This window comes from Burkholderia ubonensis (assembly GCF_001718695.1).
GTDB lineage: Bacteria > Pseudomonadota > Gammaproteobacteria > Burkholderiales > Burkholderiaceae > Burkholderia > Burkholderia ubonensis_B.
In genome coordinates this window covers 32,941-49,044 of sequence record NZ_CP013420.1, presented here as the reverse complement: position 1 = coordinate 49,044, position 16,104 = coordinate 32,941, and the positions used below count along the sequence as shown (strand labels likewise).

The window sequence follows — 16,104 nt, the reverse complement described above, 5'->3', positions numbered from 1 at the left end:
CCAGGCCGGCGCCCGGCGCGCATCACGTCGCGTCGAGCGCGTCCAGCACGAAACGCACGCGCGCCTTCACGCTCGCTCGCGGCAGCTCGATCAGCCGATAGCCGTACGACGCATAGCATTCGACCATCGCGTCATAAGTGCGCACCGCTTCGCCGAAATCCTGCCGGCGCTCGGCATCCTGCGTGTAGATGTCGGGCCAAGGCGGCGCGATGAACACGCGCCGGTGATAGCGGAAGCGTCGCGCAGCAGCCTCCGCGTGCGCGGGCACCGCGAGCCCCGACAGGCGCAGGTAGCCGATCACGTCCGGCACGCCGCGATCGAAGAACACCGGCCCGCGCGCCTGCCGCGCGAGATGGTGCGAACGCATCTCCCAGCCCAGCATCAGCTCGGCGAATGCGCTCCGGTCGCGCCACGGCAGCGCGGGGCCGTCGACCGCCACCTGGTCCTGGATCACCCCGCGCCCCGCTTCCTGCGAACGCGCGAAGCCGGCGCGCTCGAGCGCGTCGATCAGCGTGCTCTTGCCAGAGCCGGGCCCGCCCGTCACGACGAAGAAGCGCCGGGCAGCCTCGTCTGCCCCTTCGTCCGCGCCGCCGCCCACTCGCGCGCGCTCAGACATGCGCAACCCGCCGGCCGGCCAGCCGCGTCACCGACGCGGCCGTCGCGACGCTGCGCAGATCCGCGACGAACGTGTCGCGCCAGACCGACAGGTCGTTCGCGCGCAGCCGCGCGAGGTTCTCGTCGTGACGCGCCTGCCGCTCGGCGAGCGGCATCGACAGCGCGCGCTCGAGCGCCTCGGCCATCTGCGACAGGTCGAACGGATTGACGAGCAGCGCGCCCGGCAGCTCGGCCGCCGCGCCCGCGAATTCGGACAGCACGAGCACGCCCGGATCGGCCGGATCCTGCGAAGCGACGTACTCTTTCGCGACGAGATTCATCCCGTCGCGCAGCGGCGTCACGTAGCCGACCTGCGACATCCGGAAGAACGCCATCAGCAGGTTGCGCTCGTACTTGCGGTTCAGGTACTGGATCGGCGTCCAGTCGAGTTGCGAGAAGCGCCCGTTGATACGGCCCGCCTCGCCTTCGAGCGTCTCGCGGATGCGCTGGTAGGTCTGCACGTCGGTGCGCGTCGGCGGCGCGATCTGCACGAGCGACACGCGGCCCAGCCAGCCGGGCGCGTTCGCGAGCATCCGCTCGAACGCCTGGAAGCGCTCGACGAGCCCCTTCGAGTAATCGAGACGATCGACGCTCATCACCAGCTTGCGGCCGTCGAGCGCGTCGCGCAGCATCTTCACCGGCTTGCGTGCGCCGTACTGCACCGCCGCCTGCGCGATCGCGTCCGGATACACGCCGATCGGATACGCGGCCACTTTCACGACCCGCCCGTGCGCATGCAGCATCCCGTCGTCGCTCGACGCGCCGATGCCGCGCCGTTCGATGTAGTCGACGAACGCCTGCTTGTCGGCGTCGGTCTGGAAGCCGGCGACGTCGTATGCGCACATGAATTTCACGAGCTCGTCGTGCGGCGGCACCATGCGCAGCACGTCGGGCGACGGAAACGGGATGTGCAGGAAGAAGCCGATCGGGTTCTTCACGCCGAGCTCGCGCAGGCAATGCGCGAACGGCAGCAGGTGGTAGTCGTGCACCCAGACCAGGTCGTCGGGCTTCAGCAGCGCGGCGAGCTGTTTCGCGAGCGCGGCGTTCACGCGCAGATAGCCCGCGTATTCCTGGCGGTCGAAGCGCGCGAGGTCGCCGCGATAGTGGAACACCGGCCACAGCGTCGCGTTCGAGAAACCGCGGTAGTACTGATCGTAGTCGCGGCGGGTCAGGCCGACCGTCGCGTAGGTCACGTTGCCGTCGCGCCGGATCACGGGCGCATCGGGCGTGCCGACGATCTCGCCGCTCCAGCCGAACCACATGCCGCCGGTTTCCTGCAGCGCGTCCATCACGCCGACCGCGAGGCCGCCCGCGCTCGGGCGCGTGTCCTCGCCGATGGCGACACGGTTCGATACCACGATCAATCTGCTCATGCGGCTTCCCCCTTCTTGATTCGAATGGCCGGCGCGCAAGGCGCGCGCCGTGACGGGCGCGGCAACCGGAAGGCTGCCGCGCGGCGGTTCAGGCGTGAGAAATGCGACAAATGCGGCAACGAAATGCGGCGCAGGAATGCAACGACAAGGACGTCATGCGTCCTGATCGACGCCGAGATCGCGTTGATAGTCGAGCCCTTCCGGGCGGGTCCCGCCCTGGTTGTGATCGCCGTCGGACGGCGTCGTGGCCGGCGCGCCGGCAGGCGGCGCGGATGGCGCATCGGTGCGCGGCCGCGGGCGGCCGGCGCCCGTGTCGGGCGGTTGCTGCGAAGGCCGTTTGGAACGGCGCATGGCTGGGTGTCTCATGGGTGAAACGGCGCACGACCGTCGTCGAAACATTCCATAACAAAAGAGTCTAGGCGCGAAGCTTGCACGCCAGCGTAACAATTACCTTCAATTTGTAACGTTTCGACCCCTCGCCCACCATCTGCCAGACAATAGCGCCGCGCGCGTGCGCGAGGCCGGCCGCCGGCGATTTGTCAAAGCTTTGCAGTTTCCCTATGACAATTGCGAAACAATGGCACGGCATGAGCGCGCGCATGCCTCGCCGCTCACCCAGACAGGACACGCACTCAGGGATGAACTTTCGTTTCGAACCGCCGCGCCGGGCCATGCCGGCACGCATCGTGCTGGCCGCTGCCGCTGCGGCGGCGCTGCTGTCCGGCTGCAACTCGCTGTACAGCGAAGGCGCGACGGCCGGCGCCGGCATCGCGGGCGCCGCGATCGCGTCCAAGGTCACCAACAACGCTGCCGTCGCGACGGGGATCGGCCTCGGCGCGGTCGCCGGCGCGCGTGCGGGCGTCCAGTACACGCAGCGCGTCGCGCACCGCTACACGCAGCAGCAGATCGCCACGGCGGCCGGGCCGCTCGATGTCGGCGGCGTCGCGCCGTGGTCGACGAACCACGCGTTTCCGATCGAGGACGACGAGCGCGGCCGCGTGACGGTCAGCCGGATGATCAGCGTCGGTCCGCTCGACTGCAAGGAAATCGTGTTCTCCGTCGATGCGCCGGCCAAGGCCGATGCCGCCGCGCAATCCGCGTTCTTCGTCGCGACCATCTGCCGCGACGGCCCGGTGTGGAAATGGGCGTCGGCCGAACCGGCAACCGAGCGCTGGGGTGCGCTGCAATGAGCGTCGCGATCCGCGTCGCGTGGCTTGGCGCGCTGTGCGCGGCCGGCGCCGCGCTGTCGGGCTGCGGGTCGGTCGGCGCGGCGAGCGGCGCGCTCGCGGGCGCGGCGACGGGCCTCGTGACTGCCAACCCGGCCGTCGGCGTCGGCGTCGGCATCGCCGTGCAGGCCGCGACCGACGAGGCCGTGAAGCGCACGATGAAGCAACTCCACCAGAACCAGCAGGATGCGATCGCGCAGGCGGTCGGCAGCCTCGCGGTCGGCGAAGTGAAACCGTGGAAGGTGAAGAATACTCTTCCGCTCGAGAACGGCGAAGGCGAGGTGCGCGTCACGCGCGCCTATTCGACGTCGCTCGCGCTGTGCAAGGAATTCGCGTTCTCGGTGAAGGACGGCGCGAAGGCGGACTGGTATTTTGCGAGCGCGTGCCAGCAAGGTGCGCGCTGGAAGTGGGCCGCGGCCGAACCGGCCGTCGACCGCTGGGGCAATCTGCAGTGATGCGCCGCGCCGCGTGACGCGCGGGCGCCCGCTGCTGCCGGGCCGGGCGGCCCGGCGCGCCGGTCAGGACTCGACGTCCTCGAGACTGAAAATCTCGGTCTGGTCGTTATACGAGAAGATCTCGCCGTAACGTCCCCAGTCGATCACCGCATCGAGCGTCTCCTCCGCGGCGCCGTCGGACAGGAAATCCTCCAGCTCCTGCTCGAAGCGCACGCGCGGCGCGCGATGGCCCGGCCGCTCGTTGAGCACCTTCTTGATCCGCGCGGCGAGCGGCACGTGCTTCAGCAGATGATCCGCGAACATCAGCTTGCGCTCCTGCGTGCCGAACTCCGCGAACACGCGCCCCGGCGGCGTCAGGAACACGTCCCCTTCCCGCACGTCGGCGAAGCCGAGGTACTGCAGCACTTCGGCGATCGGGAACAGGTCGTCGACCTCCAGATGCAGCGTGCGCGCGATTTCCGGCATGTCCGCGCGGCCGTGGTACGGCGGCGCGGCGAGCGTCTCGATCAGGCCGGCCATCAGGTTGGTCGACACCTGCGGCAGCCAGCTGCCGAGCTCGAGCCCCTTCTTCGTCGCCTCGCCGATCTGGCGGGCCGTCATCTTCGCGTAGATGTCGTCGACCAGCCGGCGGAACGCCGGGTCGAGACGATTGCGCGGATGCTTGAACGGCACCTTGATCTCGGCGATCACGCGGCCCGGGTTCGACGACAGCACGAGGATCCGGTCGCACATGAACACCGCTTCCTCGATGTTGTGCGTGACGATCAGCACCGACTTGATCGGCATGCGGCCCTGCGTCCACAGGTCGAGCAGGTCGGTGCGCAGCGTCTCGGCGGTCAGCACGTCGAGCGCCGAGAACGGCTCGTCCATCAACAGGATCGTCGGGTCGACGACGAGCGCGCGCGCGAATCCGACGCGCTGGCGCATGCCGCCCGACAGCTCGCGCGGATACGCGTTCTCGAAGCCGTCGAGACCGATCAGGTCGATCGCCGCGAGCGCGCGCTCGCGCCGCTCGCGCGCGCCGACGCCGAGCGCCTCGAGGCCCGCTTCCACGTTCTGCAGCACGGTGAGCCACGGGAACAGCGCGAAGGTCTGGAACACCATCGCGACGCCTTCGGCCGGGCCGCGCAGCGGCTTGCCGAGGTAGCTGACCTCGCCGCCCGTCGGCTCGATCAAGCCGGCGATGATGCGCAACAGCGTCGACTTGCCCGAGCCGGAGCGGCCGAGCAGCCCGACGATCTCGCCTTCGCGCAGCGACAGGTTCGCGCCGTCGAGCACGAGCAGCTCGCCTTGGGTCTTGTTGAAGCCGCGGCTGACGTCGGCGACGCGCAGGATCTCGTCACCGAGCTTCGGCGGCGCCGGCTGCGTCTGAACGGGGGCGTTTACAGCATTCGGATTGTGCATCGCGTTTCGCTCTCAATCAGTTTCAGTCAAGTCGCAGCTTCGATTCGGCATAGGCATACAGCGGACGCCACAGCAGGCGGTTGAACAGGGTCACGAACAGGGACATCACCGTGATGCCCAGGATGATCTTCGGGAAATCGCCGGCGGCCGTCGTCTGGGCGATATACGCGCCGAGGCCGTGCGCCTCGATCTTGGTATTGCCCCATTGCACCGCTTCCGACACGATGCTCGCGTTCCATGCGCCGCCCGACGCGGTGATCGCGCCCGTCACGTAATACGGGAAGATGCCCGGCAGGATCGCCTGGCGCCACCATTGCCAGCCGCGGATGCGGAAGTTCGTCGCCGCCTCGCGGTAGTCGTTCGGATAGGACGTCGCGCCGGCAATCACGTTGAACAGGATATACCACTGGGTGCCGAGCACGATCAGCGGCGACAGCCAGATGTCGGGGTTCAGGCGGAAATGCGCGATCACGATCACGAACGCCGGGAACAGCAGGTTCGCGGGGAACGCGGCCAGGAACTGCGCGAGCGGCTGCATCTTTTCGGCGAGCGCCGGGCGCAGCCCGATCCACACGCCGATCGGCACCCAGATCACCGACGCGATCGCGATCAGCACGATCACGCGCAGCAGCGTGATGAGCCCCAGCGTGAAGACGTGGCCGACTTCGGCCATCGTCACGCCGGCCGCCACGAAGCTGACGACGCGCCAGACGACGTAGGCCGTGCCGGCCAGCACGAGGAGCGCCCACGCGATGTCGGCGGCGAACGACGCCTTCTTCTCGACGCGCGGCAGCGTGAAGCGCACCGCGCCCGACAGCGGCAGGCGCAGCGGAATCCGCGCGGCCTTCGCGAAGAGCCAGCCGGCCGGCACCAGCAGTTGGTGGATCAGGCGCGTGCGGCGCACGAGGTCGAGCAGCCACGATTCGGGCGCATTGCCGGAGCTCGTGGTTTCCATCCGGAACTTGTCGGCCCACGCGACGAGCGGGCGGAACAGCAGCTGGTCGTACGCGAGGATCACGACGGTCATCGCGAGGATCACCCAGCCGATCGCGCCGAGGTTCTTGTCGCTGATCGCCTGCGCGAGATACGCGCCGATGCCCGGCAGCGTGATCGTGTGGTTGCCGACCGTGATCGCCTCCGACGCGACGACGAAGAACCAGCCGCCCGACATCGACATCATCATGTTCCAGATCAGCCCCGGCATCGAGAACGGCACCTCGAGCTTCCAGAAGCGCTGCCACGACGTCAGCTGGAAGCCGCGGCTCGCTTCGTCGAGGTCGCGCGGCACCGTGCGCAGCGACTGGTAGAAGCTGAACGTCATGTTCCACGCCTGGCTCGTGAAGATCGCGAAGATCGCGGCCAGTTCGGCGCCGAGCACGCGGCTCGGGAACAGCGCGAGGAAGAACGTCACCGTAAACGAGATATAGCCGAGCACCGGCACCGACTGCAGGATGTCGAGGATCGGCACGAGCACCATGCCGGCGCGGCGGCTCTTCGCGGCGAGCGTGCCGTACACGAGCGTGAACGCGAGCGACGCGACCATCGCCGCGAGCATCCGCAGCGTCGTGCGCAGCGCATATTCGGGCAGGTTCGACGGATCCAGCGAGATCTTCTGCGTATTGAGGGTCGTGATCGGCGCCATCGTTTCATGGAACCCGACCACCGCCATCGCGATCACGCAGATGATCAGCGGAAAGGCAATGAAATCCCAGCGGTTCGGCAGGACGCGCCATGCCGATGCATTGGCGATCCGGTTCGGATCGAATCCGATCTCCATCAGGCGCTCTCCCCGGTAAGGCCGATCGAATCGAAGGATATGACCGGCAGACGATGTTGATTCATGGCAAAGCGCGCGGGCGCGGTAATTCGTTTTGACTCACGATACAGGGCAGACGCAATGCGCCGCATCCGTGCCGTCAGCATCACCGCGCGGATTCCGGCCGAGTCGGTCCGCAAACGGCACGACACTACTACAACCTGTATTTCAGGCACAACCTTCCGGATCGAGACGGTGGAATCCGCCGCAGCGCGGGCGAATCGGGCCCGGAACGGGCCGGCGGCTGACGGATCGGCGCGGGACGCAGCGGCGCGCAACGCGCCGGCCGGCATGCAGGCCCGAATTATGCCGTGATCCGGCCCGCCCGTGAACCCGCCCGCCGCCCGCGGCGGGCAAAATCGTGCGCCCCGTCAGGAGCCGGACACGGCGAAGCAGGTATGATCGGGGCTGGCCCCCACGGGGATCGATCGACGAGCGGGAGGAAAGGAATGGCAGGAAACTTGGTGATCGTCTGCCGCGATCAGGATGCCGAGGCGTTCTACGAGCTGATGCAGGAGTACGGTTCGTTCCAGACGCGGCTGTCGTCGACGGCCTGGTACCTGAACATGAACATCGTGCCGGAATCGCTGCAGGACGAGATTCTCGAGCGCCTCGGCCGGTACACGACCGTGTACATCTTCGAGGCCACCAGCGTGACCTACAACACGATCGACAGCAACGCCGCCGAGACGCTCGGCTCGCTGTTCGGCGAATGACGCGCCGCCGCCCGGCCTAGCCAGGCCGGCGCCGCGCGCTGCGTTCACGCGGCCTGCGCGTGCGGTTCAGGCTTCGGCACCGCGTCGAACGGGAACTGCATCGCGACGCGCAGGCCGCCTTCCGGCCGGTTGCCGATCTCGCACGTCCCGCCCAGCCGCAGCACCAGCCGCTCGACGATCGCGAGCCCGAGGCCGCTGTGCCCGTTGCCGCCGCGCGCGGGGTCGAGCCGGACGAACGGCCGCGTCGCGGCCGCGAGATCGCGCGGCGCGATGCCGCCGCCGTGGTCGCTCACCGCCAGCAGGTAGCCGGTCGCGGTGCGCTCCGTTTCGACGACGACGGGCGGCGCGCCGTACGCATGCGCGTTGTCGAGCAGGTTCGACAGGATCCGGTCGAGCGTCGCGGTCGGCAGGCGGAAGCCCGCATCCGCGGCGAGCCGGGTCTGGACCGTCGGCGCGTTGGGCGCGACCGCGCGGTAGGTGCGCGCGATCCGCTCGCAGGCCTGGTCGACCTCCACCGGCTCGCTGCGGTCATTGCCGCCGTGCGCGAACACGAGGAACTGGTCGACGATGTGCGACATCGAGTCCACGTCGCGCACGACGCCGTCGCGCAGACGCGCGTCGTCCATCATCTCGGCGCGCAGGCGCATCCGCGCGAGCGGCGTGCGCAGGTCGTGCGCGACGCCCGCCAGCATCACCGCACGGTCGTTCTCCGCGCGCGACACCTGTTCCACCATCTGGTTGAAGCCGTGCGTGAGCTGGCGCAGCTCGCGCGGGCCGCGCTCGCGCAGCGGCGGCACCGGCTGGCCGCGCCCGAAGCGGGCGACCGCGCGCGCGAGCGAGCGCAGCGGCTGCTGCAGCTGCCAGGCCGCGAACAGCGCGGCGACCACGCCTGCGGAAAAGATCGTCCCGAGCCAGATCAGCATCCGGTCCAGCGAGCGCGGCGGCCGCAGCGGCTGCACCGGCACGACGATCCAGTTGCGGTCGGCCGGCTCCTTGACCCACAGCACGGGCGGATGGCCGGGCGTGCCGATCTCGACGCGCGTGCCGGCCGGCATGCGCTCGCTCACGTCGTCGCGGAAACGCTTGAGCGCCGGCGGCAGGACAGCGTGCCCCTGCGGCACGTCGGGGCTGTCGGGCGGAACGAGCCGCACGCGCGACGGCAGCGGCTGGTCCGGCGTGCGGGCGACGTGCTGGCGCACCGCATCGACGAGGAACGACGCTTCCTCGACCGCATAGCGCGTCTGCATCTGGTTGCGCTCGAGCCGCATCGCGAAATACCACGCGAAGTGCGACAGCAGCAGCACGCCGATGACGAGCAGCGCCAGCCGGCCGAACAGCGAATCAATGGGCTTGCGCATGGGCCTCGCCGTCGGGCACGAACACGTAGCCGCGCCCCCGCACCGTCTGGATGAAGCGCGGCGACGACGGATCCGACTCGAGAATGCGGCGCAGGCGCCACACCTGGACGTCGATGCCGCGGTCGGTGCCGTCGTATTCCGGCCCGTGCAGCAGCTCGAGCAGCCGTTCGCGCGTGAGCGTGCGCAGCGCGTGGTTGACGAAGATCTTCAGCAGCGCGAATTCGCTGCTCGACAGCGCGGCCGGCTTGCCGTCGACCGACAGCGTGCGGGCCTGGAAATCGAGCAGGAAGCGGCCGAACGCGTAAGGCTCGCGCTGTTCGGGCGCCGCGGCCGACGGCGTCGCACGGCGCCGCCGCAGCACCGCCTGCACGCGCGCGAGCAGCTCGCGCGGGTTGAACGGCTTGCCGAGGTAGTCGTCCGCGCCGAGTTCGAGCCCGACGATGCGGTCGACGTCGTCGGCGCGCGCGGTCAGCATGATCACGGGAATGTCGTCGCCTGCCGCGCGCAGCTGCCGCAGCGCGGTGAGGCCGTCCACGCCCGGCATCATCAGGTCCAGCACGATCAGGTCGGGGCGCTCGCGCTCGAGGCGCTTCTCGAGCGTCGCCGCGTCGTGCAGCACGGACACTTCCATGCCCTGGCGTACCAGGTAGTCGCGCAGCAGGTCGCGCAGTTCTTGGTCGTCGTCGACGATGAGGATCTGGGTAGTCATGGCTCGAAGTTTACCGCGCGAGGGCGGCCGCAAAGAACGATACAAAGGGACGAAAGGGTTACTGCGGATTACCGCGCAAGCGAACTGTAATGCGCGGTAACCCGGCCGCCGGACGCCGTAACACCGGCCGCCGCACGCGCCGCTAACCTGCGTCTTACCGGATGCGGCACGCGGGCCACCCCGCGCATCGCATCGCCGGACCCGTTCGATTCAAGGAGTTTCCGAAATGTACAAGACTTCCCGCGCGGCCCTCGCAGCCGCCACCATGCTCGCTCTCGCCTTCGGCGCCGCGCATGCCGCGCCCCCGGCCGACGCGCCGCCGCCGGGCGGCCCGGGCATGCACCAGATGCACGGCCACGAGGGCGGCCCGTTCGGCGCGATCCTGCGCCTGCACGACCAGCTGAAGCTCACCGCCGCGCAGGAGCAGCAGTGGCAGACCGCGGTCAATACGATGACGCAGAACCGCGACGCGATGCGCAAGAGCCACGAGCAGATGCGCGCGCAGTTCAACGCGCAGCAGAACCAGCCGATCCTCGACCTGAACGCGATGCATGCCGCGCGCCAGCAGGCCGAGCAGCAGAACGCGCAGCTGCGCGAGCAGACGTCGGCCGCATGGCTCGCGTTCTACAACGGGCTGAACGACCAGCAGAAGACGATGGTCAGCACGGCGATCAAGCAGCAGTACGCGCGGATGGAGCAGCGCCGCGAGAAGATGAAGGAACGCTGGGAACAGCACCGCCAGGCGGGCAAGGCCGCATCGGCGCCGGCGCAGTAAGCCGGCCCACAGTAAGCCGCCCCGCAGTAAGCCGACCGCTCGCCGGCGGCATTGCAGGAGACGCGTGGCTTCGTGCCCGCGTCTCCTGTTTCGTTTCAGGCAGCGTCGAACCGGCCGAGTCCGAACGCGTCTCGGTCCGGAGCGGGCTTCGCGCGCGTTTCGCCCGCCCTGCCCGCCCTGCCGTCGCCCTCCTTGCCCCCCGGGGTTTACGTGGAGCCCACGAGCGCCGCAATCGAATCGTTGCACTGACGAGCCCAATCGACGCGCTGCCCGTTATCAATACATCGATTGCCGCAACAGCCGGTTCGAAGAATCCGTCGATCGAGCCGGATTGCCGTTTTCCGGCTTTCGCGTTCGGGTAAAATACCGCGCTTTTGGCGTTCGCCCGTGCGGCGAGCGCCGATGTCAGCGCGCCGAAACACGAATTTTGGCCGTCTAGAATACGCCGCGGCGCCCGGCACGACCGGCCGCGAGCGTCACCCGGAAGTGAGCGACAAAAGGATGGAAATGAAGAAGGCCGCCCTGTGCGCCGCCCTCGCCCTCGTGGCGGGCAGCGCCTTCGCGAAGGAGTGGAAGACCGTGCGGATCGGCGTCGACGCCAGCTACCCGCCGTTCGAGTCGACCGCGCCGAGCGGCGAGATCGTCGGTTTCGACGTCGATCTCACCAAGGAAATCTGCAAGCGGATCAACGTCAAGTGCGTGTGGGTGGCGCAGGATCTCGACGGGATCATCCCGGCGCTGAAGGCGAAGAAATACGACGTGATCGTGTCGTCGCTGACCGTGACGGACAAGCGCCGCGAACAGATCGACTTCTCCGACAAGGTGTACGACGCGCCGGCGCGGATGATCGCGAAGACCGGCTCGCCGCTGCTGCCGACGGTCGCGTCGCTGAAGGGCAAGCGCGTCGGCGTCGAGCAGGGCTCGACCCAGGAGACCTACGCGAAGGCGTACTGGGAGCCGCAGGGCGTGACCGTCATTCCGTACCAGAACCAGGACCAGGTCTACGCCGACCTCGGCTCGGGCCGCCTCGACGCGACGCTGCAGGACGAACTGCAGGCCGACTACGGCTTCCTGCGCACGCCGCGCGGCAAGGGCTTCGCGTTCGCGGGGCCGGAAGTGAAGGATCCGAAGACGATCGGCGACGGCACCGCGATCGGCCTGCGCAAGGAGGACACCGACCTGAAGCTGAAGATCAACCAGGCGCTGGCCGACATGCACAAGGACGGCACGTACGACCGCCTGTCGCACAAGTATTTCGCGTTCAGCGTCTACTCGGCGCGCTGAGCGCCGGATACGGATGCGGGGCGCGCCCCGCGTTCGCGCAGTACAGGCAGTCAAACCACGCGCCGCCCGCCCCCTCGCCCGCCGCCCACCGCGGCAGGCAGGTCCGGCGCCCTCGCCGGGCGGACGGTCATGATACGCACGGGGCGTTCCGCGCAACATGCGGAGCGCGTCTTTCGCGGCGCACCCGTGCGCCGTCAAGGACCACATATGTTTCTTCAAGGTTACGGCCCGCTGATCTTCGCTGGCACCTGGCAAACCGTCAAACTGGCGGTGCTCTCGCTCGCGCTGTCGTTCCTGCTGGGGCTCCTCGGCGCGGCCGCGAAGCTGTCCCGCAACCGCGTCACGAACGGCGTCGGCACCGTCTACACGACGCTGATCCGCGGCGTGCCCGACCTCGTGCTGATGCTGCTGCTGTTCTACAGCCTGCAGATCTGGCTGAACCAGCTCACCGACCTCGCGGCGGGCTGGGACCAGATCGACATCGATCCGTTCCTCGCCGGCGTGCTCGTGCTCGGCTTCATCTACGGCGCGTACTTCACCGAGACGTTCCGCGGCGCATTCCTGTCGGTGCCGCGCGGCCAGCTCGAGGCCGGCAGCGCGTACGGGATGACGAGCTGGCAGGTGTTCTCGCGCATCATGTTCCCGCAGATGATGCGCTTCGCGCTGCCGGGCATCGGCAACAACTGGCAGGTGCTCGTGAAATCGACCGCGCTCGTGTCGATCATCGGCCTCGCCGACGTCGTGAAGGCGTCGCAGGACGCCGGCAAGGGCACGCTGCGGTTCTTCTTCTTCACGCTGATCGCGGGAGCGATCTACCTGGCCATCACGACGATTTCGAACTTCGTGCTGATGTGGCTTGAAAAGCGCTATTCGACCGGCGTCCGCAAGGCAGACCTATGATCGATCTCATTCAAGAATACTGGCGCAACTATCTCTACACCGACGGCTACCGCCTCACCGGCGTCGCGATCACGCTGTGGCTGCTCGTCGTGTCGATCGGGCTCGGCTTCTGCCTGTCGGTGCCGCTCGCGGTCGCGCGCGTGTCGAAGAAGAAATGGCTGTCGGGCGCGGTGTGGCTCTATACGTACGTGTTCCGCGGCACGCCGCTCTACGTGCAGCTGCTGCTCTGCTACACGGGCCTCTACAGCCTGCAGGCCGTGCGCGGCACGCCGATGCTCGACGCGTTCTTCCGCGAAGGGATGAACTGCACGCTGCTCGCGTTCACGCTGAACACCTGCGCGTACACGACCGAGATCTTCGCGGGCGCGATCAAGGCGACCTCCTACGGCGAGATCGAGGCCGCACGCGCGTACGGGATGTCGACCTTCACGATGTACCGCCGCGTGATCCTGCCGTCGGCGCTGCGCCGCGCGCTGCCGCTGTACAGCAACGAGGTGATCCTGATGCTGCACGCGACGACGGTCGCGTTCACGGCGACGGTGCCGGACATCCTGAAGATCGCCCGCGACGTCAACTCGGCGACCTACATGTCGTTCCACGCGTTCGGCATCGCCGCGCTGCTCTATCTCGTGATCTCGTTCACGCTCGTCTGGCTGTTCCGCCAGGCCGAGCGCCGCTGGCTCGCGTATCTGCGCCCGCAGGGCAAGTAAGTTTCCGCAGGACTATTGATGAACTCCCAGACTCAGAAGCTTTTCGTCGACGATCTCCACAAGCGGTACGGCAGCAACGAAGTGCTCAAGGGCGTGTCGCTGAAGGCGAACGCGGGCGACGTGATCAGCGTGATCGGCTCGTCCGGCTCCGGCAAGAGCACGATGCTCCGCTGCATCAACTTCCTCGAGCAGCCGAACGCGGGCCGCATCTTCGTCGACGGCGAGGAAGTGCGCACCGCGCTCGACAAGACGGGCGCGCTGCGCGCCGCCGAGCCGAAGCAGCTGCAGCGCGTACGCACCAAGCTCGCGATGGTGTTCCAGCACTTCAACCTGTGGTCGCACATGAACGTGCTCGAGAACGTGATCGAAGCGCCGGTCAACGTGCTGAAGCTCGGCAAGCGCGAAGCCGAGGAGCGCGCGCGCGAGTACCTGGAGAAGGTCGGGCTGCCGCCGCGGGTCGAGAAGCAGTATCCGTCGCACCTGTCGGGCGGCCAGCAGCAGCGCGTCGCGATCGCGCGGGCGCTGGCCATGCACCCGGACGTGATGCTGTTCGACGAGCCGACCTCCGCGCTCGATCCCGAACTCGTCGGCGAAGTGCTGAAGGTGATGCAGAAGCTGGCCGAGGAAGGCCGGACGATGGTCGTCGTCACGCACGAGATGGGTTTCGCGCGCAACGTGTCGAACCACGTGATGTTCCTGCACCAGGGGCGCGTCGAGGAAGAAGGCGTGCCCGCCGAGGTCTTCGCGAACCCGAAGAGCGAGCGCCTGCGCGGGTTCCTGTCGGGCAGCCTCAAGTAAGCCCGAATCCGCTTCGACGCCCCGACGCCGGGCGCCCCGCGGTTCGCCGCGCGGCGCCCGGCTGCGTTTACGTGCGCTTACTTGCGCTCATGCACGGCCCGACGGCGCGGCGTCCACGGGCGCCGCATCGGCGAATGCGCGCAGCGCATCGCCCGCGAGCCGGTAGCGCACCCATTCGCTCTGCGGCTCGGCACCGACGCTCTCGTAGAAGCGGATCGCCGGTTCGTTCCAGTCGAGCACGCTCCACTCGAAGCGCCCGCAGCCGGCATCGACCGCGATCCGCGCGAGCGCCTTCAGCAGGCGCAGGCCGGCCCCCGCGCCGCGAAAGCGCGGCGACACGTACAGGTCCTCGAGATACAGCCCCTGCCGGCCGAGCCACGTCGAATACGAAAGGAAATACACGGCGAAGCCCGCCGGCTCGCCGTCGACCTCGCAGATCAGCGCGCGCGCCGGCGACGCGTCGCCGAACAGGCTGCGCTCGAGCGACGCGACGGTCGCGACCACCTGGTCTTCGGCTTTCTCGTAGATCGCCAGCTCGGTGATGAAGCGCAGGATCAGCGGCGCGTCGGCAACGGTGGCGGAACGGATGTCGATATGCACGGTAAAGGCCCTCCCCGGCCGGCATGCAGCAAACGGCGGCGCCGCGCACGCGCGCTGGCGCCGATGAAGACGTCATGCTACGTTCGTCGAGCCACTGCAGGAAGTGCAGTTTATTCATCCATACCTGAACATCATGCATCCTGATCTGCGCCGCCTCGACCTGAACCTGCTGCTCGTGTTCGACGCGCTGTACCGCCACCGGTCGGTCGCCGCGGCGGCGAACGAGCTGGCGATGAGCCCGTCCGCGCTGAGCCACGCGCTCGCGCGGCTGCGCACGGCGATCGGCGACGCGCTGTTCGTGCGGCTCGGCAACGAGATGCAGCCGACCGTGCGCGCCGACGACATCGCGGCCTGGGCCGGCGACGCGCTCGACGCGATGTCGAAGGGGCTCGCGCGCGCCCGCCGCTTCGACCCGGCGCGCAGCGAGCGCACCTTCGTGTTCGCGGCAACCGACTACACCGCGTTCGCCGTGCTGCCCGCGTTCATCGCGCGGATCCAGCACGTCGCGCCGCAACTGCGCTTCCGGGTCGTCCACTCGGACCGCAAGATCTCGACCGACGAGCTCGCGGCAGGCCGCATCGACTTCGCGCTCGGCTACCACGAGGAAGCGGCGGCCGACGCGCCGGGGATCGAGGAATTCGACTGGTTCTCCGACGACTACGTCGTGATCGCGAGCGAGCGCCATCCGCAGGTCCGGCGCCGCCTCACGCTCGAGCAGTACCTCGCGGCGCGGCACGTCGTCGTCACGCCGTGGAACGAGACGCGCGGCGTCGTCGACTACGTGCTCGACCGGCTCGGCCTCGCGCGGCAGGTCGCGGTGCAGTTGCCGAGCGTGCTCGCCGCGCCGTTCATCATCGCGGAATCAGGGCTCCTGATGACCGTGCCGAACCGCGCCGCGCAGGCGCTGCGGCATGCGGCGCCGATCCGGATCTTTCCGGCGCCGTTCGAGATTCCGCGCTACACGCTGAAGGTCTACTCGCACGCGAAGCATGCGCGCACCGACGCGCACCGCTGGATTCGCGCCCGGCTGCTCGACGCGCGGCCGGCGCCCGGCTGACCCGCAACGCGCCCAAGCCCCCGCCTCGCGCGCCGCCGACGGACGCCGACGGCCGTGCGCGGCCGCGTCGACACGACGTCGAAGCGCCGCCAACTTATTACGAATTACTTACCAATCCTGCCTTCCCGCCGCTTACGCCGACACCCGCGGCGTCGTCAATAGTGGCAATCCTTGAGCCATGTCTGGAGAATCCATGTATCCCTTGCAGGACAAGGGTTTTCCGGCGATCGACGGTAGTCCTTGCCACCGTGACGACCCGTGTTGCATGG

Annotated in this window: 17 protein-coding genes; 9 read left to right on the top strand and 8 right to left on the bottom strand. The window is 68.5% G+C overall.

Going from position 1 to position 16,104, the window contains the following annotated elements; genetic code table 11:
- Positions 1-22: 22 nt before the first annotated feature.
- The 3 genes from WJ35_RS00220 to WJ35_RS00210 all read right to left on the bottom strand — a co-directional run bounded on the left by WJ35_RS00220 (position 23) and on the right by WJ35_RS00210 (position 2,378).
- The gene (locus WJ35_RS00220) at positions 23-616 is read right to left on the bottom strand and encodes an AAA family ATPase (RefSeq protein ID WP_060232111.1); all 594 of its coding nucleotides are present in this window, start codon (positions 614-616) and stop codon (positions 23-25) included.
- Complete coding sequence (gene otsA, locus WJ35_RS00215; protein WP_060232114.1) at positions 609-2,027, bottom strand: alpha,alpha-trehalose-phosphate synthase (UDP-forming); 1,419 nt, start codon at positions 2,025-2,027, stop codon at positions 609-611. Before otsA ends, WJ35_RS00220 begins: the two co-directional genes overlap by 8 nt.
- Positions 2,028-2,180: 153 nt before the next feature.
- On the bottom strand, positions 2,181-2,378 hold the full coding sequence (locus WJ35_RS00210; RefSeq protein WP_060232116.1) for a hypothetical protein: 198 nt from the start codon (positions 2,376-2,378) through the stop codon (positions 2,181-2,183).
- Positions 2,379-2,665: 287 nt separating this feature from the next.
- Between WJ35_RS00210 and WJ35_RS00200 the strand changes: the two genes are divergently transcribed.
- Positions 2,666-3,217 carry a hypothetical protein gene (locus WJ35_RS00200; RefSeq protein ID WP_059752747.1) on the top strand — a complete coding sequence of 184 codons (552 nt, stop codon included), beginning with the start codon at positions 2,666-2,668 and terminating at the stop codon, positions 3,215-3,217.
- Entirely contained in the window at positions 3,214-3,708 is a 495-nt protein-coding gene (locus tag WJ35_RS00195; RefSeq protein ID WP_060232119.1) for a hypothetical protein, read from the top strand. The genes WJ35_RS00200 and WJ35_RS00195 overlap by 4 nt, the downstream gene beginning before the upstream one ends.
- A gap of 63 nt (positions 3,709-3,771) precedes the next feature.
- Here the strand turns inward: WJ35_RS00195 and WJ35_RS00190 are convergent, their stop codons facing one another.
- Positions 3,772-5,112, bottom strand: coding sequence for an AAA-associated domain-containing protein (locus tag WJ35_RS00190; RefSeq protein WP_010091057.1), 1,341 nt, complete (start codon positions 5,110-5,112; stop codon positions 3,772-3,774).
- A gap of 22 nt (positions 5,113-5,134) precedes the next feature.
- Positions 5,135-6,889: an ABC transporter permease gene (locus tag WJ35_RS00185; protein ID WP_069238568.1), complete on the bottom strand. Its 1,755-nt coding sequence runs from the start codon at positions 6,887-6,889 to the stop codon at positions 5,135-5,137.
- A 488-nt stretch (positions 6,890-7,377) separates the two neighbouring features.
- On the opposite strand from WJ35_RS00185, the gene WJ35_RS00180 reads away from it, so the two are divergent.
- Positions 7,378-7,644, top strand: a complete 267-nt coding sequence (locus WJ35_RS00180) for a hypothetical protein (protein ID WP_010091055.1) — start codon at positions 7,378-7,380, stop codon at positions 7,642-7,644.
- A gap of 44 nt (positions 7,645-7,688) precedes the next feature.
- Here the strand turns inward: WJ35_RS00180 and WJ35_RS00175 are convergent, their stop codons facing one another.
- Positions 7,689-9,002, bottom strand: coding sequence for an ATP-binding protein (locus WJ35_RS00175; protein WP_069238567.1), 1,314 nt, complete (start codon positions 9,000-9,002; stop codon positions 7,689-7,691).
- Positions 8,986-9,711 carry a response regulator gene (locus WJ35_RS00170; RefSeq protein ID WP_010091052.1) on the bottom strand — a complete coding sequence of 242 codons (726 nt, stop codon included), beginning with the start codon at positions 9,709-9,711 and terminating at the stop codon, positions 8,986-8,988. Before WJ35_RS00170 ends, WJ35_RS00175 begins: the two co-directional genes overlap by 17 nt.
- A gap of 226 nt (positions 9,712-9,937) precedes the next feature.
- On the opposite strand from WJ35_RS00170, the gene WJ35_RS00165 reads away from it, so the two are divergent.
- The 5 genes from WJ35_RS00165 (at position 9,938) to WJ35_RS00145 (ending at position 14,178) form a co-directional block, all read left to right on the top strand.
- Positions 9,938-10,486 (top strand): periplasmic heavy metal sensor, encoded by a 549-nt coding sequence (locus WJ35_RS00165; RefSeq protein WP_069238566.1) that lies wholly within the window; start codon positions 9,938-9,940, stop codon positions 10,484-10,486.
- Positions 10,487-10,993: 507 nt separating this feature from the next.
- A complete protein-coding gene (locus WJ35_RS00160) occupies positions 10,994-11,770 on the top strand; it encodes an ABC transporter substrate-binding protein (protein ID WP_029226388.1) in 777 nt (258 codons plus the stop codon).
- Between the two features lie 207 nt (positions 11,771-11,977).
- Complete coding sequence (locus WJ35_RS00155; RefSeq protein WP_069238565.1) at positions 11,978-12,670, top strand: ABC transporter permease; 693 nt, start codon at positions 11,978-11,980, stop codon at positions 12,668-12,670.
- Positions 12,667-13,380 (top strand): ABC transporter permease, encoded by a 714-nt coding sequence (locus tag WJ35_RS00150; protein ID WP_010091047.1) that lies wholly within the window; start codon positions 12,667-12,669, stop codon positions 13,378-13,380. The genes WJ35_RS00155 and WJ35_RS00150 overlap by 4 nt, the downstream gene beginning before the upstream one ends.
- An 18-nt stretch (positions 13,381-13,398) precedes the next feature.
- Complete coding sequence (locus WJ35_RS00145; protein WP_059488719.1) at positions 13,399-14,178, top strand: ABC transporter ATP-binding protein; 780 nt, start codon at positions 13,399-13,401, stop codon at positions 14,176-14,178.
- An 87-nt stretch (positions 14,179-14,265) separates the two neighbouring features.
- Here WJ35_RS00145 and WJ35_RS00140 read toward each other — a convergent pair whose 3' ends face one another.
- A complete protein-coding gene (locus WJ35_RS00140; RefSeq protein WP_010091043.1) occupies positions 14,266-14,778 on the bottom strand; it encodes a GNAT family N-acetyltransferase in 513 nt (170 codons plus the stop codon).
- 133 nt (positions 14,779-14,911) lie between these two features.
- Between WJ35_RS00140 and WJ35_RS00135 the strand changes: the two genes are divergently transcribed.
- Complete coding sequence (locus WJ35_RS00135; RefSeq protein ID WP_420480895.1) at positions 14,912-15,835, top strand: LysR family transcriptional regulator; 924 nt, start codon at positions 14,912-14,914, stop codon at positions 15,833-15,835.
- Positions 15,836-16,104 lie beyond the last annotated feature (269 nt).

Coding starts and splice junctions, on each gene's coding strand:
- WJ35_RS00220 (WP_060232111.1), bottom strand. CDS start 616: ATGTCTGAGCGCGCGCGAGTGGGCGGCGGCGCGGACGAAGGGGCAGAC.
- otsA (WP_060232114.1), bottom strand. CDS start 2,027: ATGAGCAGATTGATCGTGGTATCGAACCGTGTCGCCATCGGCGAGGAC.
- WJ35_RS00210 (WP_060232116.1), bottom strand. CDS start 2,378: ATGCGCCGTTCCAAACGGCCTTCGCAGCAACCGCCCGACACGGGCGCC.
- WJ35_RS00200 (WP_059752747.1), top strand. CDS start 2,666: ATGAACTTTCGTTTCGAACCGCCGCGCCGGGCCATGCCGGCACGCATC.
- WJ35_RS00195 (WP_060232119.1), top strand. CDS start 3,214: ATGAGCGTCGCGATCCGCGTCGCGTGGCTTGGCGCGCTGTGCGCGGCC.
- WJ35_RS00190 (WP_010091057.1), bottom strand. CDS start 5,112: ATGCACAATCCGAATGCTGTAAACGCCCCCGTTCAGACGCAGCCGGCG.
- WJ35_RS00185 (WP_069238568.1), bottom strand. CDS start 6,889: ATGGAGATCGGATTCGATCCGAACCGGATCGCCAATGCATCGGCATGG.
- WJ35_RS00180 (WP_010091055.1), top strand. CDS start 7,378: ATGGCAGGAAACTTGGTGATCGTCTGCCGCGATCAGGATGCCGAGGCG.
- WJ35_RS00175 (WP_069238567.1), bottom strand. CDS start 9,002: ATGCGCAAGCCCATTGATTCGCTGTTCGGCCGGCTGGCGCTGCTCGTC.
- WJ35_RS00170 (WP_010091052.1), bottom strand. CDS start 9,711: ATGACTACCCAGATCCTCATCGTCGACGACGACCAAGAACTGCGCGAC.
- WJ35_RS00165 (WP_069238566.1), top strand. CDS start 9,938: ATGTACAAGACTTCCCGCGCGGCCCTCGCAGCCGCCACCATGCTCGCT.
- WJ35_RS00160 (WP_029226388.1), top strand. CDS start 10,994: ATGAAGAAGGCCGCCCTGTGCGCCGCCCTCGCCCTCGTGGCGGGCAGC.
- WJ35_RS00155 (WP_069238565.1), top strand. CDS start 11,978: ATGTTTCTTCAAGGTTACGGCCCGCTGATCTTCGCTGGCACCTGGCAA.
- WJ35_RS00150 (WP_010091047.1), top strand. CDS start 12,667: ATGATCGATCTCATTCAAGAATACTGGCGCAACTATCTCTACACCGAC.
- WJ35_RS00145 (WP_059488719.1), top strand. CDS start 13,399: ATGAACTCCCAGACTCAGAAGCTTTTCGTCGACGATCTCCACAAGCGG.
- WJ35_RS00135 (WP_420480895.1), top strand. CDS start 14,912: ATGCATCCTGATCTGCGCCGCCTCGACCTGAACCTGCTGCTCGTGTTC.